The organism is Lysinibacillus sphaericus, assembly GCF_006864135.1.
GTDB lineage: Bacteria > Bacillota > Bacilli > Bacillales_A > Planococcaceae > Lysinibacillus.
This window is the reverse complement of the sequence record NZ_SADV01000026.1, coordinates 34,105-59,805: the sequence shown is the minus strand read 5'-3', so window position 1 is coordinate 59,805 and position 25,701 is coordinate 34,105. Positions and strand designations below refer to the sequence as shown.

24 protein-coding genes and 3 tRNA genes are annotated in these 25,701 nt (G+C 38.6%); 4 read left to right on the top strand and 23 right to left on the bottom strand.

Features of this window, described 5'->3' with window-relative positions; translation table 11 throughout:
• Window positions 1-840: 840 nt before the first annotated feature.
• The 18 genes from C7Y47_RS20885 to C7Y47_RS20800 all read right to left on the bottom strand — a co-directional run bounded on the left by C7Y47_RS20885 (window position 841) and on the right by C7Y47_RS20800 (window position 21,793).
• Window positions 841-1,113, bottom strand: a complete 273-nt coding sequence (locus C7Y47_RS20885; protein ID WP_142510511.1) for a hypothetical protein — start codon at window positions 1,111-1,113, stop codon at window positions 841-843.
• Window positions 1,114-1,323: 210 nt separating this feature from the next.
• A complete protein-coding gene (gene lysS / locus C7Y47_RS20880) occupies window positions 1,324-2,826 on the bottom strand; it encodes a lysine--tRNA ligase (protein ID WP_185903554.1) in 1,503 nt (500 codons plus the stop codon).
• Window positions 2,827-3,010: 184 nt separating this feature from the next.
• Window positions 3,011-4,051 carry a tRNA dihydrouridine synthase DusB gene (gene dusB / locus C7Y47_RS20875; RefSeq protein ID WP_142510509.1) on the bottom strand — a complete coding sequence of 347 codons (1,041 nt, stop codon included), beginning with the start codon at window positions 4,049-4,051 and terminating at the stop codon, window positions 3,011-3,013.
• Window positions 4,052-4,216: 165 nt separating this feature from the next.
• The gene (folK, locus tag C7Y47_RS20870) at window positions 4,217-4,738 is read right to left on the bottom strand and encodes a 2-amino-4-hydroxy-6-hydroxymethyldihydropteridine diphosphokinase (RefSeq protein ID WP_142510508.1); all 522 of its coding nucleotides are present in this window, start codon (window positions 4,736-4,738) and stop codon (window positions 4,217-4,219) included.
• Complete coding sequence (folB, locus tag C7Y47_RS20865; protein ID WP_132364396.1) at window positions 4,738-5,103, bottom strand: dihydroneopterin aldolase; 366 nt, start codon at window positions 5,101-5,103, stop codon at window positions 4,738-4,740. Before folB ends, folK begins: the two co-directional genes overlap by 1 nt.
• Window positions 5,103-5,957: a dihydropteroate synthase gene (folP, locus tag C7Y47_RS20860; RefSeq protein WP_142510507.1), complete on the bottom strand. Its 855-nt coding sequence runs from the start codon at window positions 5,955-5,957 to the stop codon at window positions 5,103-5,105. Before folP ends, folB begins: the two co-directional genes overlap by 1 nt.
• Window positions 5,958-5,970: 13 nt before the next feature.
• Window positions 5,971-6,810: an aminodeoxychorismate lyase gene (gene pabC, locus C7Y47_RS20855; RefSeq protein WP_142510506.1), complete on the bottom strand. Its 840-nt coding sequence runs from the start codon at window positions 6,808-6,810 to the stop codon at window positions 5,971-5,973.
• On the bottom strand, window positions 6,811-7,392 hold the full coding sequence (gene pabA, locus C7Y47_RS20850) for an aminodeoxychorismate/anthranilate synthase component II (RefSeq protein WP_142510505.1): 582 nt from the start codon (window positions 7,390-7,392) through the stop codon (window positions 6,811-6,813).
• Window positions 7,389-8,798 (bottom strand): anthranilate synthase component I family protein, encoded by a 1,410-nt coding sequence (locus C7Y47_RS20845; protein WP_436970130.1) that lies wholly within the window; start codon window positions 8,796-8,798, stop codon window positions 7,389-7,391. Before C7Y47_RS20845 ends, pabA begins: the two co-directional genes overlap by 4 nt.
• 307 nt (window positions 8,799-9,105) lie before the next feature.
• Window positions 9,106-10,035: a cysteine synthase A gene (gene cysK / locus C7Y47_RS20840; RefSeq protein ID WP_142510504.1), complete on the bottom strand. Its 930-nt coding sequence runs from the start codon at window positions 10,033-10,035 to the stop codon at window positions 9,106-9,108.
• Window positions 10,036-10,498: 463 nt separating this feature from the next.
• Window positions 10,499-11,470: a peptidyl-prolyl cis-trans isomerase gene (locus C7Y47_RS20835; protein WP_142510503.1), complete on the bottom strand. Its 972-nt coding sequence runs from the start codon at window positions 11,468-11,470 to the stop codon at window positions 10,499-10,501.
• Window positions 11,454-12,335, bottom strand: a complete 882-nt coding sequence (gene hslO, locus C7Y47_RS20830; RefSeq protein ID WP_142510502.1) for an Hsp33 family molecular chaperone HslO — start codon at window positions 12,333-12,335, stop codon at window positions 11,454-11,456. The genes C7Y47_RS20835 and hslO overlap by 17 nt, the downstream gene beginning before the upstream one ends.
• Before the next feature lie 21 nt (window positions 12,336-12,356).
• Entirely contained in the window at window positions 12,357-13,124 is a 768-nt protein-coding gene (locus C7Y47_RS20825; protein WP_142510501.1) for a type III pantothenate kinase, read from the bottom strand.
• Window positions 13,125-13,906: 782 nt separating this feature from the next.
• Window positions 13,907-14,740, bottom strand: a complete 834-nt coding sequence (locus tag C7Y47_RS20820) for an aldo/keto reductase (protein ID WP_142510500.1) — start codon at window positions 14,738-14,740, stop codon at window positions 13,907-13,909.
• 148 nt (window positions 14,741-14,888) lie between these two features.
• Window positions 14,889-16,913 (bottom strand): ATP-dependent zinc metalloprotease FtsH, encoded by a 2,025-nt coding sequence (ftsH, locus tag C7Y47_RS20815; protein ID WP_142510499.1) that lies wholly within the window; start codon window positions 16,911-16,913, stop codon window positions 14,889-14,891.
• Between the two features lie 444 nt (window positions 16,914-17,357).
• Window positions 17,358-17,900, bottom strand: coding sequence for a hypoxanthine phosphoribosyltransferase (gene hpt, locus C7Y47_RS20810; RefSeq protein ID WP_132364364.1), 543 nt, complete (start codon window positions 17,898-17,900; stop codon window positions 17,358-17,360).
• Between the two features lie 64 nt (window positions 17,901-17,964).
• A complete protein-coding gene (gene tilS / locus C7Y47_RS20805) occupies window positions 17,965-19,371 on the bottom strand; it encodes a tRNA lysidine(34) synthetase TilS (RefSeq protein WP_142510498.1) in 1,407 nt (468 codons plus the stop codon).
• Between the two features lie 28 nt (window positions 19,372-19,399).
• Complete coding sequence (locus C7Y47_RS20800; protein WP_142510497.1) at window positions 19,400-21,793, bottom strand: SpoIIE family protein phosphatase; 2,394 nt, start codon at window positions 21,791-21,793, stop codon at window positions 19,400-19,402.
• Window positions 21,794-22,406: 613 nt separating this feature from the next.
• Here C7Y47_RS20800 and C7Y47_RS20795 point away from each other — a divergent pair.
• The 4 genes from C7Y47_RS20795 (at window position 22,407) to C7Y47_RS20780 (ending at window position 23,245) form a co-directional block, all read left to right on the top strand.
• Window positions 22,407-22,481, top strand: a tRNA-Gly gene (locus C7Y47_RS20795).
• Window positions 22,482-22,492: 11 nt separating this feature from the next.
• A tRNA-Met gene (locus tag C7Y47_RS20790) sits at window positions 22,493-22,569 on the top strand.
• A gap of 5 nt (window positions 22,570-22,574) precedes the next feature.
• Window positions 22,575-22,646: transfer RNA gene (locus C7Y47_RS20785), tRNA-Glu, on the top strand.
• Between the two features lie 347 nt (window positions 22,647-22,993).
• A complete protein-coding gene (locus C7Y47_RS20780; RefSeq protein ID WP_142510496.1) occupies window positions 22,994-23,245 on the top strand; it encodes a hypothetical protein in 252 nt (83 codons plus the stop codon).
• A gap of 150 nt (window positions 23,246-23,395) precedes the next feature.
• Here the strand turns inward: C7Y47_RS20780 and C7Y47_RS20775 are convergent, their stop codons facing one another.
• The 5 genes from C7Y47_RS20775 to C7Y47_RS20755 form a co-directional block, all read right to left on the bottom strand.
• Window positions 23,396-23,842, bottom strand: a complete 447-nt coding sequence (locus tag C7Y47_RS20775) for a S1 domain-containing RNA-binding protein (RefSeq protein WP_054612548.1) — start codon at window positions 23,840-23,842, stop codon at window positions 23,396-23,398.
• Window positions 23,843-23,976: 134 nt separating this feature from the next.
• Window positions 23,977-24,444: an FtsB family cell division protein gene (locus tag C7Y47_RS20770; RefSeq protein WP_142510495.1), complete on the bottom strand. Its 468-nt coding sequence runs from the start codon at window positions 24,442-24,444 to the stop codon at window positions 23,977-23,979.
• A gap of 17 nt (window positions 24,445-24,461) precedes the next feature.
• The gene (gene yabQ, locus C7Y47_RS20765) at window positions 24,462-24,953 is read right to left on the bottom strand and encodes a spore cortex biosynthesis protein YabQ (RefSeq protein ID WP_142510494.1); all 492 of its coding nucleotides are present in this window, start codon (window positions 24,951-24,953) and stop codon (window positions 24,462-24,464) included.
• Window positions 24,950-25,249, bottom strand: coding sequence for a sporulation protein YabP (gene yabP, locus C7Y47_RS20760; protein WP_004229167.1), 300 nt, complete (start codon window positions 25,247-25,249; stop codon window positions 24,950-24,952). The genes yabQ and yabP overlap by 4 nt, the downstream gene beginning before the upstream one ends.
• Before the next feature lie 159 nt (window positions 25,250-25,408).
• Window positions 25,409-25,699: an RNA-binding S4 domain-containing protein gene (locus tag C7Y47_RS20755; protein WP_132364343.1), complete on the bottom strand. Its 291-nt coding sequence runs from the start codon at window positions 25,697-25,699 to the stop codon at window positions 25,409-25,411.
• Window positions 25,700-25,701: the final 2 nt, after the last annotated feature.

The window sequence follows — 25,701 nt, the reverse complement described above, 5'->3', positions numbered from 1 at the left end:
CTCTCCATAAAAGAAATTTGATTAGCTCAAATTGTTTTGCTGGCATCATGTTTGATGTCCAAAATTTTGTTTCGTTCGCCAACTCAAGGTTAGCTACTAAAAAACTTTATTGATTACGTTTTGCTTGTTCAGTTTTCAAGGTTCATTTCGTTGTCGTTTTATTTCAACAACTTTTATAGTATAACATTTTTCACTTTCGTTGTCAACTCTTTTTTTATAGAAGTTTTTTAACTTCTTTTCGAAAAGTGACAACTCTTATATATTATCAATCTAGGATTTAAATGTCAACATCTTTTTTTGATGTTTTTTTCAATCCGTTTTATTTCTTACGTCGCCTTAACGACAAGTAATAATTTATCATGATTCCAATACAATCGCAAGTGTTTTTCGCTATAAAATTATCTTTTTTTATAAAAATAGAATTAGTAAGCTATTTTACGTTTTTTCGAGCACTAATTAATTCTTATAATCTTCTAGCTATCACTTTATTTGTTTTACTATACATCTCCTTTTCATAAATCTCAACAAATTAAATAAGAAGAAATCAAAATAAAGCCTATTTAAAGAACACTTTCTCAAGCTTCCCTTGAAAAAGCATCAACGATCACACACACATTGTAATGCGTCATTGCCCTTACAAATTACTCAATCGCGGAAAAAAGGAGCCAAAGTGATTCTCCTGCACCTCGACTCCTACTTATTCACGTTTGTTACTTCTTTACCTTTATTGTTCTGCTACAAAATAACAAGGAAAAGAAATCCGAATAAGATACAATTATATGTTCTCTTTTCAAACACGGTTTATTTTTTAATCTTAAATCTGAAAATCTACTAAGTTAATTAATTATTTTGTCCATCGACTATATCTAGGCACCAAGTGAAATTATCCCACGCCGAATACCAGCCAGTGAAAATTTCAGAGGAATCATCCCAACGGACATCGAATTTCTTCTGACCGTTTACATCCACTAAATATAAAGTAAGAGTTGGATCCGACTTAGAAACCGCTAATTTCATACCATGTTCAAGCTCTTCTTCAGTTAACAGGACATCTGATACTGATCGTACTTGTGCCTGTTCAAATACTTGTTTGTTAAAGATTTTATAATTCATTATAAGCCTCCAATAAAACTTTTGATAATGTCTATTTCTATTTAATCCGCAAATTATAGAACTCTAAAAGTATACCTTATATTCATTCATCATTTAAATACTCTACTTAATTCTTTCTAATTTATTTCATCACCGAAGATGCAAAACAGGAGTCTTAGTGCTTCTTCTGCACCTCGACTCCTGCTTTTTCAAGATAACCTTTTAAAACTACTATTTAGTAGTATGGCGCATTGTTGGGAATAGTAATACGTCGCGAATTGATGGTGAATTTGTAAGAAGCATGATTAAACGGTCGATACCAATACCTAATCCACCTGTTGGAGGCATACCGTATTCTAATGCTTCAATGAAATCATTGTCCATTTCGTGTGCTTCATCATTACCAGCTGCTTTTTCAGCTAACTGAGCTTCAAAGCGCTCACGTTGGTCAATTGGATCATTTAGTTCTGTAAAGGCATTTGCATGCTCACGACGAACGATAAATAGTTCGAAACGGTCTGTGAAACGCTCGTCCTCTGGGTTTTTCTTTGCTAGAGGTGAGATTTCTACTGGATGACCATAAACAAATGTAGGCTGAACAAGAGTCTCTTCAATCTTTTGCTCGAAGAACTCGTTAATAATATGCCCTACCTCATGTGTTTCTTTAACTTCTACTCCATGTTCTTTAGCAAGCGCTTGAGCCTGTTCCTTAGTCATTGGTTGCCAGAAGTCTACACCTGTAGCTTCTTTTACTACATCTACCATATGAACTCGTTTCCAGCCTACAGCAAGATTAATTTCATCTTCACCGTATTGAACTGTAGTAGTACCTAAAACCTCTTGAGCTACATGAGCAATAAGGTTTTCAGTTAGAGACATAATATCTTTGTAATCTGCATAAGCTTCATACAGCTCTATCATTGTAAATTCAGGATTGTGGCGTGTTGAAATCCCTTCATTTCGGAAAACACGACCAATTTCGTATACTTTCTCTAGTCCACCAACAATTAGACGTTTCAAATGCAGCTCGATTGCAATACGCATATATAATTCCATATCAAGTGCATTATGATGTGTAATAAACGGACGAGCCGCTGCACCACCAGCAATTGTATGAAGCATTGGTGTTTCTACTTCTAAGTATCCTGCATTATCTAAATAATTGCGAATAGCACGGATAATTTTCGAACGTGTAATGAATGTTGTTTTACTATCTTCATTCGTCATTAAATCTAAATAGCGTTGACGATAACGTTGCTCAACATCTTGTAAGCCATGGAATTTTTCTGGCATAGGGCGTAGAGCTTTTGATAGGAATGTGAATTCTTCAGCTTTGACTGAAAGCTCTCCTACTTGTGTTCGGAATACATTACCTCGAATACCTACGATATCACCTAGGTCAGCTTGTTTAAATAATTCATATGCTTCTTCGCCAACATGATCCTGACGAACGTAAATTTGAATTTGGCCACTTAAATCTTGCATATGCGCAAAGCCAGCTTTTCCTTTACCGCGTTTCGTCATAATACGACCCGCAATAATTACCTCTTGTAGGTTTTCTTCTAGCTGCTCTTTTGTTTGATCTGCAAATTGTTCACGCACTTCTGTTGATAAATGCGTACGTTCAAAACGACTACCAAATGGATCTTGACCATTTTCTCGAATAGCCGTCATTTTTTGGCGTCTCACCAAAAGCTGATCATTTAATTCTTCTATGTTTGACACTTGTTTCACTCCTTATTAAATTGTCCGCGTTGCGTTTACGTCCATAATATTTCTATTGTACACAATTTTATTGTTGTAATCATCTGTTTCGTTTTAATTTCCATAAGAGAAAAAATGATTAATAATTCTAAAAATTAATGTTGGCAGAAAAATAGACGTCTCAAAACGAACGGAGAGACGTCTATTTAGTGTATTAAAGAATTAATTCTTTTGCTTCTGGTACTATTAAATTAGATTCAAGCTCTTCATAGTCTTGTACAATTCCATTTAATAGCGCACGAAGCTCTACCGCAGTTTCTGTTTGGTTAATCGCTTTACGCGCTTTACCATTACCACGAATACCTTTTAAATACCATGAAGCATGTTTACGCATTTCACGTACCGCCACACCTTCTCCTTTTAATTGCATAAGGCGTTCAAAGTGTAGCAAACACACATCAATTTTTTCGCGTACACTCGGCTCTTCTTTTAACTCGCCAGTTTCAAGGTATTGAACTGTACGATAAATCATCCATGGATTGCCTAACGCAGCGCGTCCAATCATTACTGCATCCACCCCAGTAGTATCAAGCATACGTTTCGCATCTTGAGGAGTTTCTACATCGCCATTACCAAGCACAGGGATTTTTACATTTTCCTTCACTTGACGAATGAAATCCCAATTTGCTTTTCCTTCGTACATTTGTACACGTGTACGTCCATGAACAGCTACCGCTGCAGCACCGGCACGTTCAGCAGCTTGTGCGTTCTCTACAGCAAAGATATGCTCGTCATCCCAACCAATACGCATTTTCACGCTGACAGGTTTTTTTACTGCATCTACAACAGCCGCTACCATTTCATATAATTTATTCGAATCTAAAAGTAAACGGGCGCCCGCTTCACATTTAATAATTTTATTAACTGGGCAACCCATATTAATATCGATAATATCGGCAGTTGTGTTTTCATCTACATACTTAGCCGCTTCCACTAGCGTTGCTTTATCACCACCAAAAATTTGCAATGAAAGTGGATTTTCACGCTCATCGATATAAAGCATGCCTAGTGTTTTTTCGTTCTTCTGGACAATCCCTTTATCACTAATCATTTCTGCATATACTAGCCCTGCTCCGAACTCCTTAACCGTTAAACGGAAAGCAGAGTTACAGATTCCTGCCATTGGTGCTAATACAACACGGTTGTCCATGACTATATCGCCAATTTGAAACGGTTTCTCAGTTGTCTGACTCAACGCTGTTTTCCTCCTTCTATAGGTTTTCACCTATTCCATATATATCAATTGTTAATGCTACTCAAATCAATTATGCCTCAGCATGATGGTATCCGAATTTGGCTTTTGCCGCAGATGTTATAGGCAGCCGATACACCCTTTATCTTTGACCACTGGATTAGAGACTTAATTAACGGACTGCATAATTTTCGGCTCTGCTGATGCTCGCCATAAAGTTACGCCTTCCTCTTCACAATTCATCCGTTGCATTATATCATGTGCCCTTTGCAGTTGTTGGCCAACTGGTGCAGGCGTAATTTCTATTAGTGGTACTAATACGAAAGCTCGCTCATACATTCTTGGATGCGGAACAATTAAGCTCTCTGTTTCAACATTTTCGTGATTGTAGAGTAGAATGTCAAGGTCTATAATGCGAGGGCCCCATCGAAATTCACGAACACGTCCAAGTTCGCTTTCAACCCATTGGCAAATTTTCAGCATTTCGGAAGATGAGTAACTCGTTTTAATATGAACAGCAATATTTAAAAAATGTGCCTGATCCGTGTAGCCTACAGCAGCTGTTTCATAAACAGAAGAAATGTGTACAACTTCAATTTCCTCTTTGCCCTTTAAAAAGGTAACAGCATGTTGTAAGTTTTCAAATCGATCTCCCATATTTGTACCGATCGATAAATACACATCATTCATTAGTAATCACCTCGTGTTATTTCTACCGATACTTCTTTATAATAGCCATGGATTGGTGGGTCTGGTTTAATAAGCTCCACGCGAACCCCCTTAACCTTTTCTGAGTATGTCTCTAAAATACTGTTTGCTATTTTAGAGACAAGCGCTTCAATAAGCTTGAACGGCTCTCCTTCTACAATATCACGGCATAACGCATAAACCTCTGCATAGTTCACCGTATGATTTAAGTCATCTGTCTCTCCAGCCTTTGTCATATCAACAGCAAGTGAAACATTGGCACGGAAGCGTTGGCCAAGTGTTGTTTCCGCCGCTAAAACGCCATGATAGCCGTAAAACTGCATATCCTTTAAATGAATATAGTCCATCATGCTTCCTCCTTATAAATACGCTTACCTACTAAAATATCAGCCATATGTGTAGATCGTGCCATTTCCTTTACATCATGCACACGAATCATATGGCAGCCTTTTTCAATACCGTAAACAACTGTTGCTCCTGTACCTTCTATACGTTCCTCAACAGGCAGCTTTAAGACATTACCAATCATTGACTTACGTGAAGTCGCTAGCAAAACAGGATAACCCATTGCTACTAAATCCTCTAAATGCTGCATCATTTCGATATTTTGAGCAGTAGTTTTCGCAAAGCCTATGCCTGGATCTAAAATAATATGATTATCTGGTATACCTGCATTCCGAGCAACAGCAATACTCTTCTCTAAGTCAGCCTTTGCCGTCATCCAGAAATCAGTACCATAATTAGTGTTGTCTCGATTATGCATTAAAATAATCGGTACATTTAAATGTGCAGCAACCTGTGCGATCTCGGGTTCAGCTTGCGCTCCCCAAATATCATTAATAATATGGGCACCCGCTTCAATAGCTGCACGAGCTACGTTCGCTTTATACGTATCAACCGATATAACCGCTGGTACTTCAGCTACTAAAGCTTGAATAACTGGTACAATTCGTGCAATTTCATCTTCATCGGAAATACGTTCATAACCCGGGCGTGTTGATTCTCCGCCAACATCAATAATTTTAGCGCCATCAGCTACCATTTTTTTTGCTTGAGCAACAGCAGCTTCAACGTTATTGTACTTTCCTCCATCTGAAAATGAATCCGGTGTGACATTTAAAATACCCATCACAAAAGTTTCTGCTGTATAGTCTAACGTGATCCCATTAATAGTTAATGGTGTTGTATATTTTTCAAGCATGTTAACTCTCCTTTTATTCTTGTTCCACTTCATTGACAAATACTTCATGTAAACGCGAATAAACAGGCCCTTTATTGCCTAATAACTGCTTGCTCTCTAATTTAAAAATTGGAACAAGCTCTTGTATAGAGTTAGTAATAAAGCACTCTGAACTTTGCTCTACATCCTCTTTAGTAAAGAAACCTTCTTTTACCTTAATCCCTAGAGATTGTGCTCGCTCAATTACCCACGCTCGGATAATCCCAGGTAAAATACCAGCCTCTAAAGAAGGCGTATATAGTATATCATCTTTCACCCAAAAGATATTTGATGTTACACCTTCAGCAACAAAGCCATTTCCCGTTAAAAAGAAGCCCTCTTGTTGCGCCAAAGATGGCATCTCAAAACGTCCAAGAACGTTATTGCCATAATGGTGCGATTTCACTCGAAGCCCTTTTTCAGGAGTATTACGCGGTGTCACAAGCCACTGTGCGTTTTTTTCCATACCTCGAGGTGTATCATGTAATTCTTTGCGAAAAACAATAACATTTGGTTGTCTATATTCAGTAGGCTGCAATCCGATACTATGTTCTCCAGCCGAGACATTTATACGGAAATACCCATCTTGTCCATTGGCCTGTTCATTTAATTGCTGAACAACCTTTAGTAAATCCTCTTCCGTATACGGCATATGAATACGATATTGAGAAAGCGCGGTTTGCAACCTTTCCATATGTGCTCCCCAGTAAAACACTTTGCCCTTGTACGTTCGAAACGTTTCAAAAAAGCCTAACCCGTATAAAAATCCATGATCAAATGGTGAAATACGCAAATCCTGCGCCGCTATATAGTCTCCATTCATCCAGCACAGCATTTACTTCGCTCCCTCAACATACAAATCTATAAACTGGCGTAGAAGCTCTTTACCTCGCTCCGTCATAATCGATTCAGGATGGTATTGCACTCCCTCAATTGGATAGTCCTTATGACGAATGCCCATAATTTCGCCTTCTTTTGTCCATGCCGTCACTTCAAAACATGCCGGTAACGTTTCCTTTTCTACAATTAAGGAGTGGTAACGAGTAGCTGCAAATGGATTTGGCATCCCCTTATGCAAACCTATTTCAGCATGTAGCACAGGTGATGTTTTACCATGCATCAAACGTTCAGCTCGTATAACATTCCCTCCGAATACTTGAGCAATGGCTTGATGGCCAAGGCAAACGCCTAAAATCGGAATATTTCCCGCGAAATACTTAATAATGTTCAGGCTTTCACCCGCTTCATTCGGGCTACATGGCCCCGGAGAAATGACAATCATATCTGGTGCAAGCTGCTCAATATCTTTCACCGTTAATACATCGTTTCTTTTGACCACTAATTCATGTCCAAATTCCCCAAAATATTGTACAAGGTTATACGTAAAAGAATCGTAATTATCAATCATTAAAATCATTTTGCTCGCTCCTCTGCCATTGCCTTTGCCTGCCACATCGCCTTCGCTTTATTTAAGGATTCTTGGTATTCTCTTTCCGGAACAGAATCAATAACAATGCCTGCTCCTGCCTGAATATGTGCTACTCCATCTTTAATAAATGCTGTACGAATAACAATATTAAATTCCATATCACCCGTAAAACCTAGCCAGCCAATTGAACCCGTATATAACCCTCGTCTTACAGGTTCTAATTCTTCAATAATCTCCATCGTACGAATTTTAGGTGCACCTGTTATTGTGCCTCCTGGGAACATGGCACGGATAACGTCTGCATTGGTTTTCTCCTCAGCTATTTCTCCTCGTACATTGGAAACAATATGCATCACGTGTGAATAGCGTTCAATCACCATGAACTCATCTACTTCAACAGTCCCATATGTAGATACTCTCCCTAAATCATTGCGCTCTAAATCAACAAGCATTACATGTTCAGCACGTTCCTTATCGTTATCAATCAATTCCTGCGCTAACGCTAAATCCTCAGCCTCCGATTTTCCTCTTGGTCGTGTACCAGCGATTGGTCGAGTAGACAACTCATTCCCGTGACGCTTCACCAAAAGCTCAGGTGAACCCGAAACAACTGCAAAATCTGGCGCTTCTATATAAGCCATGTAAGGTGAAGGATTAAATGCACGTAATGCTTCATATACATCCATTGAAGTTGCGTTTAATTTTTTGGATTGACGTACCGACAAATTCACTTGAAATACATCACCTTGCGCTATGTATGTTTGAATTTTACTTACTGCTTCCTCAAAGGCAGTCCCAGCAAATGATACTAACAATTCACTTTCGTCATTTACTATTTCGACAGCGCTTGTTTTTTCAAATTTTCGTGTAAGCAATCCTTCTTGCGCTGCCCCTTGCCACATATTAGCCCATTCTTCCAAATCTACATGACAATCAGCTAGCTTCATAAGCGTTACTTTATTTGTTTTCACATCGTGTACTGCCCAGCAATCAAAAATATAAAAATAAATATCTGGTATATGTAAATCATCCACAGCAGTATTAGGTAACACTTCAATTTTACGAGCGTAATCGTATGCTACAAACCCAATAGCCCCACCTTGAAAAACAGGAAGCTCAGAATTATATGCAATGTGATAGTTCTCTACTAATTTCTCTAACAAAGCAAGAGGTTCACCGTTTAAATTTTCAGTCTCACCATTTCTCCAATTTACAAGTAAACCATTCTCGATCGATTGTGCTGTAGCTAGTGGATTCCAAGCAGCTATTGTAAAATTTCCTCCACGTCCACTTTCTAAAAATACATGTGCTTGTTCTGCTTCTGTTTGCTTCTTATAACTATAAAAAAACGAGTCTGCATCCATCGATATTGTTTTCGTCAGTATTGTCTTCAAGTCGCTATTCCCCTTTAAGTCATATGATGTGATTCCATCTTAACTTGAATATTGCTTGGAAGCGAATATTTTCAGGTAGCCACTTAAAATTTAATTACCGAATGTTTCTACATCCGATTGGTGATGAACAAATATGCTAAAGCGCATATTTACATCAAAAAAAGTTGGAGAACCGAAGGAACAATACGCGTTCCACCTCTTTTGCGAACGAAACACCTCCTAATCCATAATTTGAAAATAGAATTAGATTCTTTAACAAATAAAAAAGACTCCTCGTTTAAGGAGCCTTTACGTTCAAATAATTGGATTAGTCTTCAAATTGATATAAAGGTGTTGATAAATAACGTTCCCCATTAGAAGGTACGATCGCAAGAACATTTGAGCCCTTACCTAAACGTTTTGCTGCTTCAATCGCAACATGAATAGCTGCACCTGATGAAATACCGCATAAGATACCTTCTTCACGCGCTACTTTACGAGCTACCTCGAAAGCAATTTCATTTTCAACTGGGAATACAGAAGAATACACATCTGTATCTAACACTTCAGGTACGAAGCCAGCTCCGATACCTTGAATTTTATGAGGCCCTGGTTGACCGCCAGAAAGTACTGGTGAATCTTTTGGTTCAACAGCAATAATTTCAATCTCTGGATACTTCTCTTTTAGCACAGCACCCGCACCCGTAATTGTACCACCTGTACCAACACCAGCAACAAATGCATCTAATTTTAAACCTTCAAATGCTTCTACAATTTCAGGACCTGTTGTTAAACGGTGAACAACTGCATTAGCTGGGTTCGTGAATTGTTGTGGTAAGAAGTAGCCATGCTCAGCAGCTAATTCCTCCGCCTTAGAAATCGCACCTTTCATACCTGCTGGCCCAGGTGTTAATACAAGCTCTGCACCATATGCACGTAATAAGTTACGACGCTCTAAGCTCATTGTTTCCGGCATTACTAAAATCGCTTTATAGCCCTTAGCCGCAGCAATCATCGCTAGACCAATACCCGTGTTACCAGAAGTAGGTTCAATAATTGTACCACCAGGCTTTAATGTACCGTCTTTTTCTGCCGCTTCAATCATCGCTAAAGCTAAACGGTCTTTCACTGAGCTACCTGGGTTAAAATATTCTAATTTCACATAAACAGTACCTTCGTTTTCACCTGTTGCATGATTTAATTTAACAATTGGCGTTTTACCTACTAATTCAGCTACCGAGTTTGCTAATCTACTCATTTATCAATCCACTCCTAATCCCTACTAATTTTATAGGTTTTACTTATTTTTGATTTTATCAATTTTTCCATTCGATTGTCAATAAATATAACTTATATTTTCAGAATATTTATTGCTTCACCTACGTCAAAGGTTATTGGCCAACATTGGCGAATGAAGGGAAACAAAAATCTGCTCAATATCCCGGAGTGGCCATTACTCTGTTGACGCTAACGTCTGCAGGGTTTCCCTGGCTCACTTTTCCCGCAGATATCTTGCAGATTCTTTAACTTCTTTCAGCACATATTTTATGTAGCGAAAGCGAAGCGATAGAAGTCTCCCACCTCTATAGATGGTGAGCTGAAAGAAGTCAAAGCTCCGACGGATGTCACAGAATCGGAAAGGAGTTCTTTGTGCAAACTCAAAGCCGATTCCGGACGCAATTATGCCGAGGCATAATCGATACTCATTTCAGAGCAATCTGTTATTTACCTTTTTTCGCTTCTCCGTAATACCAAGTCGCATTGAATTCAGACCAGAATGATTCCGGTGTAACATGTTGTGGCAATTGTTCTAACGCAAGCTCACGTTCAATATGTTCTTTCACATCGTCATATGTAAAGGATTGTCCTTCTGTTATCTCTTGAACTTGTACAATTCCGTAATGACCGTTAGCAAGCTTAAATGCTTTACTAACCTCATCCGCTTTTAAAGCCTTCGCTGCTTTTAAAATGGCAGGATCGACATTTTCTTGTTTTTCTGTGAGGAAACCAATATCTCCGCCTAAGCTAGCTGAAGCACTGTCTACTGAAACCTCACGTGCTAGCACCGAAAAATCAGCGGGATTTTTTATTTCACTTAATGCTTCCTCAGCGGCTTTTTTTGAATTCACTTCTATAAAATTCGTACGATAACTTGTTTTCGTATTGTACAGTGCCTGATTTTCCTCATAATATTTTTCAATACTACCTTCTTTTATAACCACATCTTTTGTCAGTACCTTATCCAATATAAGCTGTGAGCGAATTTTTTGTCGCAGTTGCTCTGATGAAAGGTTTTGCATTGCAGTATCAAATTTATCTTGAGCAGAACGCATTAAGGCTAACTCTAAATCAATCTCCTTATCCGTTACTTTTATTTTAAACTTTTCAGCTGCCTTTTCCATCACTGATTCATTCACTAAATTTTGTAGCGTCTCTTTACCATAGCGTTCTTCCATGGCAACCATCCACTTTTGACGTGTAATAATATCCCCGTCAACGGCAGCGACTTGCTCGTCGCTACCAATTTCCTGGTCTTTATTAGGAATTAGCCAAGTTATAAACCACAAAATATTTCCTAATAATAAGATTGCCATAACTGTTAATGCAGGTTTTGTCTTCAGACGACGTTGCAATAAGGGCGTTTGGTTGGGTGTTTCAGCGGATAAAGGTCGTCGATTACGCGTTGAGCTCATCGATGAATCCTTCTAACTCTTCTTTTGAGAAGTGGTATGTCTCTAAACAGAAGTGACATTGTGCTTCTGCTTCGTCATCCTCTTCAATCATTTCTCGAATCTCGTGTATCCCTAACCCTAAAATAGCTGCACCAAATCGCTCTTTTGAACATTGACATTTAAATTCTACCGGCATGGAATCTAAAATTTGCAGATGACCGTTTCCTAATACAGCTTCTAAAATTTGCTCCGGCGTAAAACCTTTTTCAATCATTTTTGAAACAGGCTCTATAGAAGCAAGATGCTGCTCAATTTCGTCGATTGTTTCTTCTTCACAGCCTGGCATTAATTGAAGAATAAACCCACCAGCCGCTAGAATTGTGTTATCAGGATTTACTAAAACCCCTAATCCAACTGATGAAGGCACTTGCTCTGATGTAGCGAAATAGTAAGTAAAGTCCTCAGCAATTTCACCCGATACAATTGGCGTTTGTCCAGAGAACATGTCTCTCAAACCAAGATCTTTTACAACTGTTAATGAGCCCTCTGCCCCAACACCCGCTCGAACATCAAGCTTACCGTTCTCATTTAAATCGAAATGAACGTGGGGATTTGTTACAAAACCACGTACTTCACCGTGCGCGTTACTGTCAATTACCATCGGACCGATTGGACCGTTCCCCTCAATCTTTACAGTGATTTTTTCCTCACCTTTTAACATGGCACCCATCATCACCGCAGCAGTCATAGAACGACCAAGGGCTGCCGACACAACAGGCCATGTATTATGACGACGTTGTGCTTCTCCTACAGTTGTTGTCGTACAAGCTGCAAAAACACGAACCTGTCCGTTGAACCCTAAACCTCGTACTAAATAGTCTTTCATAAATGAAATGTCCCTCATTTCTTATTGATTGCGTTTATATAGCTTATATAAGCCTTTTAATGTTAAAAACGGATCGACTACATCAATAGCTTGCGTCTCACCAGCAATTAAATTTGCTAATCCTCCAGTAGCAATTACTAAAGGCTCTTCCTTACTTTGTGCTTTCATGCGATTAACAATTCCCTCAACTTGCCCAACGAAGCCATAAAATATCCCGGCCTGCATCGCAGATACGGTTGTCTTTCCAACAATATGTGTAGAGCGCAATATTTCAATACGCGGCAATCTAGCTGCCTGTGTATAAAGCGCCTCCGTTGAAATCGAAATACCTGGAGCGATAGCACCACCCATATAATCGCCCTTTTCGTTTAAGTAACAATATGTTGTGGCAGTTCCAAAATCAACAATAATCAGTGGTGCTTTATAAACATCAAGAGCTGCAATAGCGTTCACTATGCGGTCTGAGCCAACTTCACGCGGGTTTTCATATTTAATATTCAGTCCTGTTTTCACACCTGGTCCTACAACGAGCGGTTTTTTACGAAAATACTTTTGACACATCGTTTCTAACGAAAACATTATTGGTGGTACAACAGAGGATATAATAATGCCTGTAACCTGTTCAAATGAAATGCCTGCATGATTAAAGAAAGATAATACTTGCATTGCGTATTCATCTTCTGTTTTATGAAGGTCAGTCACCATACGCCAATGGAAGGCCAATTGATCGTTGTCATCATAGACACCTAATACGATATTCGAATTTCCTGCATCTAAAACTAAAATCATGGTTGATGCCTCCTATTTATTGCCCTTCATCGTAATTGTACCTGTCACTATGCGATTGATACAACTAAAACAATGCATATTCATGCACAAAAAATCAAATTAATTATGCCTCGGCATAATTGCGTCCGGAATCAGAAAGAAGTTAAAACACTTTAGAAAATGATACCACACTTTTATTTCTATGAAATAACATTCATCTCACTCCAAAAAGGAGCCACCCTCATATTAGATAGCTCTTTCAAATTAAATCTCATATTAAAACGTGAAGTTGATTTCCGTTCCAGGCTACTCGCTTTCCTGTGGGCGAGCGTCAAGCCGCTTCCTCCGCTTCGCTCCGTGCAGGGTCTCGCCTGTCTCGCTTTCCCACGGGAGTCGAGTAGCCTTCCACTCCAATCAGCGATAGTGTAAATTTTTATAAATCTTATTCATTTCAAAAGTGTATAATATTGCGACTTATAACAGAGAAGAAATTGTTCAACTGTTATTGCTAACGCTTCGCTTTACGCACAGATAAACAATATTGCTGAAGTTTCGTTTTATAACTATAAATTAGGCCATGCCAGAAAATACATCTTTGTGAATTGGTTGATTGAAGTGGAGACTGGGCGACTCCTTGGGGGTCAGATCACATCGCGAGTGAAGCGGCTCATCGGACGCCCCCCGCTCTGCGCGAAAGCGAAGCGTCAGCTACAAAGCGCCCAGCCGGAACGGAAATCAACCCCTCGTTTTGCCGAAGAACCGTACTAAAGGAGCCACCCTCAAATTAGGTAGCTCCTTTCAAATTATTTAAAATTAAATTTTTCTGGGTCTGGTCCGCAACGTAAGCCATCATTTAGTGCATCTAACTGAGCCATTTCTTCCTCTGTTAACGCAAAGTCAAAGACCGTTAGATTTTCAGTCATTCGTGCAGGAGTCATTGTTTTTGGAATTGTGACTACACCATGCTGCACATCATAGCGTAAAACGATTTGTGCAGGTGTTTTGCCATATTTAGAAGCTAGCTGCTGAATCAATGATTCTTCCAATAAAGAACCATTCATTAGTGGCGACCACGCTTCTACTTGTATTCCTTTTTCCTTACAATATGCACGAACTTCCTCTTGAGTTAAGTGAGGATGGAATTCAATTTGATTAATAACGGGAACAACTGATGTTTCCTTTAATAAATTTTCTAAATGTTGAACATGGAAGTTACTAACGCCAATTGAGCGTACACGTCCATCCTGATAGATTTTTTCAAGCGCTTTATAAACATTAATATAAGTTGTATCTATTCCCGGCCAGTGAACTAAATATAAATCTAAATAATCTAGTCCTAATTTCTCTAAACTACTATCATAAGCTGCAAGTGTTTCTTCATAGGAGAGTCCATCATTCCATACCTTTGATGTTACGAATAGTTCTTCACGTGTTACTAAGCCCTCATCAATCGCTGCGCGAATTCCTCGCCCAACACTTTCTTCATTGCGATATACTTGAGCTGTATCAATGCTACGGTAACCTTTTGCAATAGCTGTTTTTACTGCCTCAGCCAAGTCATCCCCTTCAGGTACTCGAAAAACGCCATAGCCGATTAACGGCATCTCTAAACCATTATTCAATGTTACATTTCCCACGTTACAACACTCCTATCTATTTTGGTCCTAAAAAAATTTAAGAATCTATATACGCAGTTGCGTAATATAGATTCCATCGTAATACCTATTACCGAGAAAAGGCAAAGAAAAAGACTGCTTACTAAAATCGTAAACAGTCTTTCTCATATTAATCACGCTTTTCATCGATACCTTTTGGTGTATCATTCGATTCTCTACCTTCTTTAGGTAAATCAGCTGTTGTTGGATCTGGCTCATTGCTAAGCAATTCTTTTTTAATTGCCTGTTCACCAACTACATCTAATATTGGTTGAACTTCAGCTTTAGAAGCTTTTTCCACAACCGTTTCTACCTCTGGTTCAGGTAAGACACCGTGATCTCGTAAATGCTCGATTTCTTGCGCATTCAATGTTTCTTTTTTCATTAATGTGTTAGCAATTAAATCAAGTAAATGACGTTTTTCAGTTAGGATTCGTTTAGTACGCTCATATTGCGAATCGATAATTTTTTGCATTTCCTTATCAATTTCATAAGCGATTGAATCAGAGTAGTTTTGATCTGAATTAAAGTCACGACCAAGGAATACATTCCCACCCTGACTTGAACCAAACTGCATTGCTCCAAGATTTTCACTCATACCATATTCAGTGACCATAGCACGCGCAATACTTGTTACCTTTTGGAAGTCATTATGTGCCCCAGTAGATACTTCGCCAAGTACGATTTCCTCTGCAACACGACCACCCAGTAGGCCTGCAATACGGTCTAATAGTTCTTGTTTTGTTGTGAAGAAACGTTCTTCCTTCGGTAACATAATCGCGTAACCTCCAGCTTGGCCACGAGGGACGATTGTTACTTTGTGTACTGTATCCGCTTCATCTAGCTCTAAACCAACAACTACGTGGCCGGCTTCATGGAAGGATACAAGTTTCTTCTCTTTCGCTGAGTAAACGCGGCTAGCTTTTGCTGGACCTGCAATTACTCGGTCAGATGCCTCATCGATATCTGCCATATTAATTGTACGTTTACTTTTACGAGCCGCCACAAGTGCAGCTTCATTTAACAAGTTCTCTAAGTCAGCACCTGAGAAACCTGGTGTACGTTGTGCAACAGCTGCTAAATCTACTGTATCAGCTAAAGGCTTGTTGCGCGCATGTACTTTTAGAATTGCTTCACGACCTTTTACATCAGGGTGTCCTACTGTAATTTGACGGTCAAATCGACCAGGACGTAATAACGCTTTATCTAAAATATCTGGGCGGTTTGTTGCAGCGATAATAATAATACCTTCGTTTGCTCCGAAACCATCCATTTCAACAAGCAATTGGTTCAGTGTTTGTTCGCGCTCGTCATGACCACCACCAAGACCTGCGCCACGTTGACGACCTACTGCATCAATCTCATCGATAAAGATGATACAAGGTGCATTTTTCTTTGCATTTTCGAATAAGTCACGAACACGTGATGCACCGACACCGACAAACATTTCTACGAAGTCAGAACCTGAAATCGAGAAGAATGGTACGCCTGCCTCACCTGCTACCGCTCGTGCAAGTAATGTTTTACCCGTACCAGGAGGACCTACAAGCAAGATACCCTTTGGAATTCGGGCACCGATTTCAGTAAATTTACGGTGATCCTTTAAGAAGTCAACAACCTCTACAAGCTCTGCTTTCTCTTCATCAGCACCCGCTACATCTGTAAAACGAACTTTTTTCTTCTGATCGTCATAAAGTTTGGCTTTACTTTTACCAAAGCTCATCACTTTATTACCGCCACCTTGAGATTGACTCATTAGGAAGAAGAATAAGAAAATGATAATGATGAAAGGGATAATCCCTGTAAAGAACTGAATCCATCCACTTGTTTCTGGCGCTGTTAAATATTTAATATTACTATTCTTATCCTTAGCAGCCTCATCGATGCGGTTCAATAAAGATTGGTTATCACGAGGGATATTCGCTGTAAAGCTTTGACCCTTCTCATACCCCTTCATCGTACCCTCAACGATGTATACTGATTTATCAGGTTGAATTGTAGCACTTGTTATTTCTTTCTTATCTAGAGCATCTTGAAACTCAGAATAAGTTAACTCTTTCGTTGGCGCATTTCCACCATTGAAAGTACCAAATATACCGATAATCACTAAGAAAATCAGTAAATAGAATATGGTATATCGAAATATTCGATTCATCTCCAGCCTCCTCATTACAAACAGAAAAATTATAAGTAAAATCTTAACATATCATGATTTCATCATACAACGAAAAGCCCTACATAAAAAAAGTTTCGTCCCATTTTTGTCGAAATCGAAAAATATTTATGCATTTTTCAAGTATGTTCCAGCGTAGTTGTATCTAACAATGTACCTAAATCTTTGAATTATGATCAATTATGCCTCATGCCACAGGACGTGACGTTCTTAGACTAAGTTCCTCAATTTCAGCGGATATTTGGAAACCCACTGAAAAGTGACTTAAAACCGCATTCATCTCATCACCTATAGAGGCGGGAGACTTCTGTACCTGTCGCTGCGCTTTCGGTACAGAAAACATTTGTAGCTAACACTTTGCTTTATGACCTTCGCTGGAGGCTCTTACTTTTCATAGCTGGTGTTCTTTCGTTAATTTCTTACTTGTTAGAAAGAATAAACTGCCGGCTTTAAAATGCCGATATACGGTAAATTACGGTATTTTTCTGCGTAGTCTAAACCATACCCTACAACAAAGCCATCTGGCACTTCAAAACCAACATAATCAGCACCTAAGTCTACTTTACGACCTGATGGTTTATCTAACAATGTAACAATTTTAATGGATTTTGCTTTGCGGTATTTAAATAAGTCTACTAAATAGCTTAACGTTAAGCCGCTATCAATAATATCCTCGATGATTAATACATCCCGTCCCTCAACGCTTGTATTTAAATCTTTTAGAATTTTAACTTCCCCTGATGAAACTGTAGCATTGCCATAGCTAGAAACATCCATAAAATCTAGCTCAATGAAAGAATCGAAACGTTTCATCAAGTCTGTCATAAAAGGCATTGCCCCTTTTAAAACGCCAACAGCTAAAGGGAATGAATCTTTGTATTCCTCTGTCAATTGTGCCCCTAACTCAGCGATTCTTTCTTGTAATTGTTCTTCTGTAATCATAACTTTTTCGATGTCATTTTGTAACATAGCGATTCCTCCTCGTGTGTATAAAAAAATATTCAACCGTTAGCGGTGAAATTTTACAAAGACCTTAGTCTACGATGAGCACTGTATCATCGTTTGGTTGCGGAAAGGTTGAAAAAAACATTCCCATACGCACACCAATTACCGCTACGACCTCATCAGATTGAGAAATCAGTAACGGCCAGCTATTTCGCTCATTTAAAGGAATCTTTTCATCTATAAAAAGGCGAGATAAGCGTTTAGGCTGACCCATTCCTTTTAACAGTATTCTGTCCCCTTCCTTACGCGCCCTAACATAGAGTGGAAGTTTGAGTTTGCTAGCGTTAAAGTAAAAAAGTTGTGCAGTATCCGTCAGCATTTCAGACGATAAATCAGGCAACTCGACTACGCATAAACGTTCACCATTCGTCAGTGTTGTCCACCCATTAGCAGTCGAAATAATCTTTTTCTCAGGAAAAGTGTGACCTTCTAATGGCTCTTTCTTCTGAATCGTTAATTTTCCGTAACGGCGAACTGCTATAAAATCTTCTGGCAAGTGAACTTCAGCATACCCTGCTGTCGTATCACTAAGCTTTGAAATTGAAGTCAATAAAGCATAACTTTGTATCGTATTTGAATCTTTGTAAAGATAGTTTAATAGTATTAAAATGAGCCTCCTTTGTAAAGCAAGTGGTACCAATTGAAGAGCCTTAATTTCCATGCTATATGTATTTCCGTCTTTTCTTTTTACTATTCTAGAAAATACATCCTCCGCTAATGTCATTAAATAGGCATCGTCTTCTTGCAATTGTTTTGTAAAATGGGTTACCTGCTCTGTTACTCTTGGATTTTCCGCCTCCAACAAAGGCACCACATGGTGTCTAAAACGATTGCGTACATAGGTATCCTTAGCATTGCTAGCGTCTTCCCGATAATCTAAACCTTGCTTAAGTAAATATTCCCTTATTTCTAACTTTGTAACCGTTAAAAACGGACGAATTAATGTTTTTCCTTCAAAAATACGTTGTGAACGTATACCTTGCATACCGTTTATCGTTGCATTTTTTGTCAGGGCCATTAATACTGACTCCAGTTGGTCGTCCGCATGATGTGCAGTTACAAGTTTGCTAGCATTTGTTTTTTCAATGACCTCTTTAAAATATCGATACCGCTCTCTACGACAAATAAGCTGTGTATTCCCATTTTCTGAAGCCATAATCTCTGGTATTGGAATTGCCTTTGCATATAAGTATACACCATACTCATCACAATATTTCTGGACAAAAGCCCTGTCCTCAGCAGACGCTTCACCTCTTAGCATATGATCCACATGTATGGCTCCTATCGTAATTCCCCACTGCTCTTTTGTTTTGACAAAATAATGGAGCAAAGCCATTGAATCCACTCCACCCGAAACGGCGATGAGAAGATGGTCGTCTTGCTGCAATAATTGCTCTTCTTCGATAAATTTTTTGACCTTTAATTCAAGTGACAAACGCTTCTCCTCCCCTTTTCGTTCTCTTTTATGATGAATTGCTCATAGAGTGTTGAACTGGCTTAAATACAGCCCACGTAGGTACAACATGTGTAACCTCTAGCATCAATACAGTGCAATCGTCTTCAATAGCATAGTAAGCTTGGAAAGATTGCATAATCGTTGTTAGTTTTTCCTGGATGGTTTTAGTAGTTCCAGCTACTTGCTGTGCATTCGCTAAAAATATCTCTTCCTGCTCGTCCCAATCATCAACACTTGAAAATAATCCATCAGAATGCATTAAAATTACATCACCAGCTTTAAGCTTTCTTTTTTCAGCCTCGACTGCTGAAATGGATAAAAAACCTACAGGCGCTGCATTACTTTCAACCTTCAGCACCTCTTTTCCACGTAAAATATACGTAGACATACCCCCAGCCTTCCACGACCATAAATCTCCGTGTTGTAAATCGACAAGTGCAAAATCAAGCGTTGCATACATATCATCTTGTTGCTTCAAGGACATGACATAATGCAACGTATGCATCGCAGTCTCTGGGTTCATATTGTAATTTAAACATTCTCGCATTAAGTGTATTAACTTTCTACTCTCATGCTGTGCTTCTTTACTCTGACCCATACCATCTGACAATAAAATTGCAAATAGTCCTGGATGTAATTGAAATAATGCATGGGAATCACCGGAATATAACGTCGCATCTTTAGACATGCTATATATATCATACTCTACTTCAAAGCTAATAGCTGATCTAAAGCTTACTTGAATGTGACGAAATGGTATATCGCTTGCTACTACTTTTTCAATTTCAAATGGTTCTTCAAAAATATCATATAAAATCGGCAATATCATCCGTTCAGCTACTGTTGTGTCTTCCTCCCAATTGACTCGTGCTGGTGCTAAAGCACAGACAATTTTTCGTGCTCCAGGCTTATTACTAAGCACATCTAGTTGAAAACATTCAATATGAGCATCTTTTAATCGTTGAGTGATGTCCTTCTCCACACTAACGAATGAAATAGTCTCTTCTTGCATCTCCGCTATTAACTGATTTAGATGATTACTCATATCACGTAGCTGAAGCGCTATCATTTTCTTACCATGAAAATACTGACCATTAATGCGCTCTCTGTACAGCTCCGTTTCCAATTCCTCGAAAATTTTCGTTGATTTCACACATTTATAGCGTATTTGTTCTTCGACACGATGAATACCAGAATCCTTGCCAACACCTTTCATATGAAACCAGTCTGTCACGAGCTTGTCCATTCCATTATTTTGCGCTCCCCAACAGCGATCATAGCGAAAACAACTTAAGCATGTATTCATCGGTGACACTTCCTTCGCCTCTTCCATAGGGGTTGTCATAAAACGCTCAAACACAAGCTCCTTCATAAACTGTACAAAATGTTGAAAATGCTCTAATTTAAACGTAACATGCTCCGTCAACCAATTTTGACGAGCGAGTAAGATCTCCTCACGCTGTGGAAACAGCTTGTCCCGCACCTTTTCAGAATATTTACTAGGGATAGTTATAAAAACGATACTCCCAACAACAATCGATGTAAAATAAACGCTATCTAACGGCAATGTTGCATCGTAAAATAAAAAAAACACACTTGGCAAAATACTGCCAATTGCTACACCGAATCGTCCAACACGAGCCCCCATTCCGGCACACAATCCTGTTAAGGTGGCTACAGACAGCATACCCGTAAATGAAAGTTTTGCAACCCCAATGAGAGTCCCGAGCACGGCTCCGATAACCGTCGCTAATGGTACACTTCCTACTAACGCACCGAAGCAAATGAATAGTTGTAATAAAAAAGTGGGAAGTGAAAAATAGCTAATGACAATCGCTTGCATCCCTGTAAGCATAGCAGCAAATACAACTAATCCAGAGCCTAGCTTCTCATAAGTCCAATGACTCGTAAACCATTCGTGAGAATTGACAAACAACACTTGCATGAACAGCGTCATAATAAGAGCTAAAGCCGCTTCACAGCCTACATAAAATTGTACAAGCACCGGAGGTAAACCTTGATACATAGCTCCCTGCCACAATATCTGCACAAGTAGTACCGCTAAAGATACTGCTATACTTTGTGGTAGCTGCCAATAACGGAAGCGCATAATACATTCATACAAGACGATCTGCAATGCTAAAATGAAGACTTGTCCAAAACCGAGGAAAAAACACCCTATTAAACCACCGAACAAAACATATTTGGCATATTCTTTATATTTCGTTCGAATAATTGCCCAAAAAGGGACTGAGAAAGGTACGGCCGCTTCAAATACCACAGACTGAGCTAAAAAGAAGGATGTTAAAAAAAATAAAGAGCCTATTAACAATTGCCTTTTTCTCACTCCTAATTTCTGTTCGTCTACATTTGCCGTGTTATACCATTCAATACTCGTCATTTCACTATCCCCTTTCTGTACGTTTGGAACTATTATAAGAAATTATGTATGGAAAGATTGTCTGACGGTGACAGAAAAAAATATAAACATTTCGACGAATACATATGCATAAATACGAGAAATGGCAACAATATCTACGAAAACGAGAAGCTGCACATCATTATAAACATCTCTTTCTATATAATTTGTTTAAAAATTACGAAAATTACATAACCCAGTCCCACCTTCGCTACATAAAAAACATTGTAAATTTTTTTCATGATAGGTCTAGTGCATGTTGGCCCCTTCTTTTTCATTGATCGATGCTCCCAATTCCGTCAAAATACTATAGTCAACAATTACACCGATAGTCTACTTAAGAACAAAAAGTTTGATAAACAAGGCTCACTACCAAAAGTAGTAGATGATTCTATTTATCTTCATTCAGTAGAAGACTACTTCTGTAACTACGCTTCGCTTTCGCTACCAAAACATTTGTAACTGCCGTTTCACTTTCGTATAAAATAGGTTAAATAATTTATAAAACCATATATTTTTATTAATTTTTTCATAAAAAACTCTTGACGTTAGTTACAAAGGCATGTATTATATAACTTGTTGCTTAAGACAAAACGCGGAAGTAGTTCAGTGGTAGAACACCACCTTGCCAAGGTGGGGGTCGCGAGTTCGAACCTCGTCTTCCGCTCCATAATATTTAATGGCGGCCTAGCTCAGCTGGCTAGAGCGTACGGTTCATACCCGTAAGGTCGGGGGTTCGATCCCCTCGGCCGCCACCATAGTAGGCCCCTTGGTCAAGTGGTTAAGACACCGCCCTTTCACGGCGGTAACACGGGTTCGAATCCCGTAGGGGTCATCTCAAATAGGCGTCTCAGAACGATTTCTGAGGCGCCTATTTTTTTTGCACATTTAGTTGGATACTAGAAACATCGAATTTATTTATTCTTTTACTACCCGAGACCCCGGAGCATTCAGTTTAGGAACATCCTGCGATAATGGTTACATGAGCAGTTTCCCTTTGTTATTGCAGCTGTTGTTGCGTTGCTGCCGCTTCGTTTTCGCACATAAAAAATACTCGTTGCTCCTAACGTCACCTCAGAAGGTCCTAGCCGAAACGAAAATTAACCCAAGTTATGGTGATAAGAATAAAAATATGGCATACTAATAATGAAAAAAGCGTGTAAACTAGGAGGTTTATTTCCTTTGGGTTCATTAACTAAAGCTGCTTTAATTTGTGGAAGTGGCTCTATGATTATTCTCGTATCCATTCTTATTAATTTACCATTTGCCGTACAAACATTTTTACTCCTCACCGGATTAGCGGTTAGTGTTTATGGTGTGTTTTTACTTGTCAAAATGGTCGTTAAACCATCCGAAAAGTCTTTAGAAAAACTAACAGAACAAGCATCCTCACAAGCTCCTAAAAAGAAGAAAAGACCGACATCCACGTTTTAGTACGACACATAGATCCTACTAGAAGGGTTTTACGACTTATAGCTAGATGAGGTGTATGCAAAGATTATTAAAAAAAGGGATTAGCTTTATTAAAAAGCTAATCCCAAATCTATTTAATACACTTTTTCTACGATTAAAACAGTCAGCAAACTACCCTCTTCTAGCTCCACGACCACCGCGTTTTGATTCTGTAGCACGTTTAAGTGTTGCTAGGCGTTCATCACTATCTTTTAAGAAACGTGCCATTTTTTGCTCAAAATTCTCTTTCGGCTGATGACGATCGTTGCGATCATTAGAACGATTATCGCGACGTGGACGTGCAGGACGCTCTGGACGCTCTGGACGCTCTGGTCTCTCTGCTTGAGGCTTTGCTTTACGGATTGAAAGACCGATCTTCCCGTCCGCTTCAACATTCATCACTTTTACTTCAACTTCATCTCCAACTTTTAGATGCTCATTGATATCTTTTACATAATTGTCAGCAACTTCACTGATGTGTACTAAGCCTGTTTTGCCGTCTGGCAGCTCAACGAATGCTCCAAAATTTGTGATTCCTGTTACTTTACCTTGTACCTTGCTGCCTACTTCAATTGACATAAAAAAAATGCTCCTCCTTAAAAATTAAGCGACTCATTTGAGTCATGTAATCAATTTAATCAAACTTTTTACTACAATAAGTTTCTCTTTTCATTATATATAACAATAAAAGAGTGTCAACAATACATAGCTTTTCAGTCTTCTTCTTTTTTACCTTTCTTTTCTGATATGCTGTCTTTTTTATCTTTTTTCTCCGGTATATCGCTCTTTTGCCCTTTTTCGTCCGGTATAATGAAAATTATTTCACCTTTTTCGGATAGAAAATAATCTTTGCGTAATAATTTTGCGATATACTCATCATCCTCTAACTGTTTAATTTTAAGATTTAACGAATCTCGCTCATCTTTCAATTCAGAAAGATGCTTCTTCGCTTCAACCTTTTCTTGCTCTTTTGCAGCTAGCGTTTCATTTTGATTCAAAAGTATATTTAAGAGAAAGGCAATAATAACGACTGGCACAATCGCAAAAAAGGCAATACGGCGCAGTTTCCGTTTTCGCGCTTGAATTTTACGATTTATAGCTTTATCCGTGTTACGGACATAGTCATTATCAAGTTTAGTATAGTTTTGTTGATCATCATTTGATGAACGACGTATAGTCATGCCCGTACCTCCGAAAATTATTGTTGTCTTTTATTATACTTGATAAATCGAACTTTTTTAAAAAAAGTGTTGGACAAATACGAATAAATTTTGACAAAAGGTCTTAAAACAAACGCACAAATACTTATTAAGAATTTAAAAATTTGTCGAATAATAGCACTTATTAGTCGTATGATGAACCACAGGGGTCTCCATGTTATATTCACCAAAACCCTTGCGACGAAACGTAAAAAAGTTTGAAAAAACGTTTGATACAAAAAAATTCCGGCTATTTGCGCTAGCGGGTCATAAGCCCGCCAAGCGCCATCTTTTAGCCAAAATAACAAATAGTATGTCAGACCTCCAAGCAGAATCCAGGTAAGTAGTTCAAATACCATCATCCATCTTCGAATGCTTGACCTTTTTGGAGTTGAAAAAACAATAAGTCTTACACTATCAATAATGAACCCAACTGCTATACCGCTCAAAACCATGACTAATAGCTGAACAAATTGTTCACTAACAATCATCCAAACAATTTATGAAGGAAACCTTTCGAGAAGCCACTTTCCTCCTCGTCATACTGCAAAGTTTTTACAGTTCCTTCAAGCGTCAATAACCCTTTGTCAACATCTAAGTGAACGATATGCAGTTCTTCTCCACGGATTAACAAATGCCCTTGGGACGTCTTGATGAAAAATTCTTCCTGATCAAAGCGTTCAATTGATTTTACAGAAGTCATGTCCATTCTTTTACGATTACGAATCGTTAAAATATGTTCTCCAGATGGAATTGTGTAACGGTTACTTTCTTGATGTAGCGTCATTTTTTTCCTCCTTTAGTCGTCCTAGCTTCTGTTCACTTTATGCGGACAACCTTAAAAGCATGACAAATTTATTAAAGTTGTTACACTTTTATCTCCACTTCAGCACCTTTATGGCAAAAGCTAAACGACAACTTCAGAAGACTCCTACACTATTATTCATTAGTCCTCATCATCGATAAATTCAGGTTCAATTTTTTCAAGACGCTCTTCCTTCAAAATAGTAAACATTTTTGCGGCATCTTCTTTTTTCACAGTATCACGTAATTCCTCTACACGTGCTGTCACAATTTTTTGTCCAAAACGAATAGCTAGCTCATCCCCAGCTTTAACAGCACTACTAGCTTTCGCAACCTTATCATTAATCGTAATACGGCCTTGGTCTGCTACTTCCTTCGCTAATGTACGACGTTTAATCAAACGTGATACTTTTAAAAATTTATCTAATCGCATAT

Coding starts and splice junctions, on each gene's coding strand:
- pabA (WP_142510505.1), bottom strand. CDS start 7,392: ATGATTTTAATGATTGATAATTACGATTCTTTTACGTATAACCTTGTA.
- pabC (WP_142510506.1), bottom strand. CDS start 6,810: ATGCTGTGCTGGATGAATGGAGACTATATAGCGGCGCAGGATTTGCGT.
- C7Y47_RS20800 (WP_142510497.1), bottom strand. CDS start 21,793: ATGACGAGTATTGAATGGTATAACACGGCAAATGTAGACGAACAGAAA.
- folP (WP_142510507.1), bottom strand. CDS start 5,957: ATGCTTGAAAAATATACAACACCATTAACTATTAATGGGATCACGTTA.
- yabP (WP_004229167.1), bottom strand. CDS start 25,249: ATGACGCTACATCAAGAAAGTAACCGTTACACAATTCCATCTGGAGAA.
- yabQ (WP_142510494.1), bottom strand. CDS start 24,953: ATGATTGTTAGTGAACAATTTGTTCAGCTATTAGTCATGGTTTTGAGC.
- cysK (WP_142510504.1), bottom strand. CDS start 10,035: ATGAGTAGATTAGCAAACTCGGTAGCTGAATTAGTAGGTAAAACGCCA.
- C7Y47_RS20885 (WP_142510511.1), bottom strand. CDS start 1,113: ATGAATTATAAAATCTTTAACAAACAAGTATTTGAACAGGCACAAGTA.
- folK (WP_142510508.1), bottom strand. CDS start 4,738: ATGAATGATGTGTATTTATCGATCGGTACAAATATGGGAGATCGATTT.
- C7Y47_RS20835 (WP_142510503.1), bottom strand. CDS start 11,470: ATGAGCTCAACGCGTAATCGACGACCTTTATCCGCTGAAACACCCAAC.
- C7Y47_RS20825 (WP_142510501.1), bottom strand. CDS start 13,124: ATGATTTTAGTTTTAGATGCAGGAAATTCGAATATCGTATTAGGTGTC.
- C7Y47_RS20770 (WP_142510495.1), bottom strand. CDS start 24,444: ATGACTATACGTCGTTCATCAAATGATGATCAACAAAACTATACTAAA.
- C7Y47_RS20775 (WP_054612548.1), bottom strand. CDS start 23,842: ATGTCAATTGAAGTAGGCAGCAAGGTACAAGGTAAAGTAACAGGAATC.
- hpt (WP_132364364.1), bottom strand. CDS start 17,900: ATGTTACAAAATGACATCGAAAAAGTTATGATTACAGAAGAACAATTA.
- folB (WP_132364396.1), bottom strand. CDS start 5,103: ATGGACTATATTCATTTAAAGGATATGCAGTTTTACGGCTATCATGGC.
- C7Y47_RS20755 (WP_132364343.1), bottom strand. CDS start 25,699: ATGCGATTAGATAAATTTTTAAAAGTATCACGTTTGATTAAACGTCGT.
- ftsH (WP_142510499.1), bottom strand. CDS start 16,913: ATGAATCGAATATTTCGATATACCATATTCTATTTACTGATTTTCTTA.
- hslO (WP_142510502.1), bottom strand. CDS start 12,335: ATGAAAGACTATTTAGTACGAGGTTTAGGGTTCAACGGACAGGTTCGT.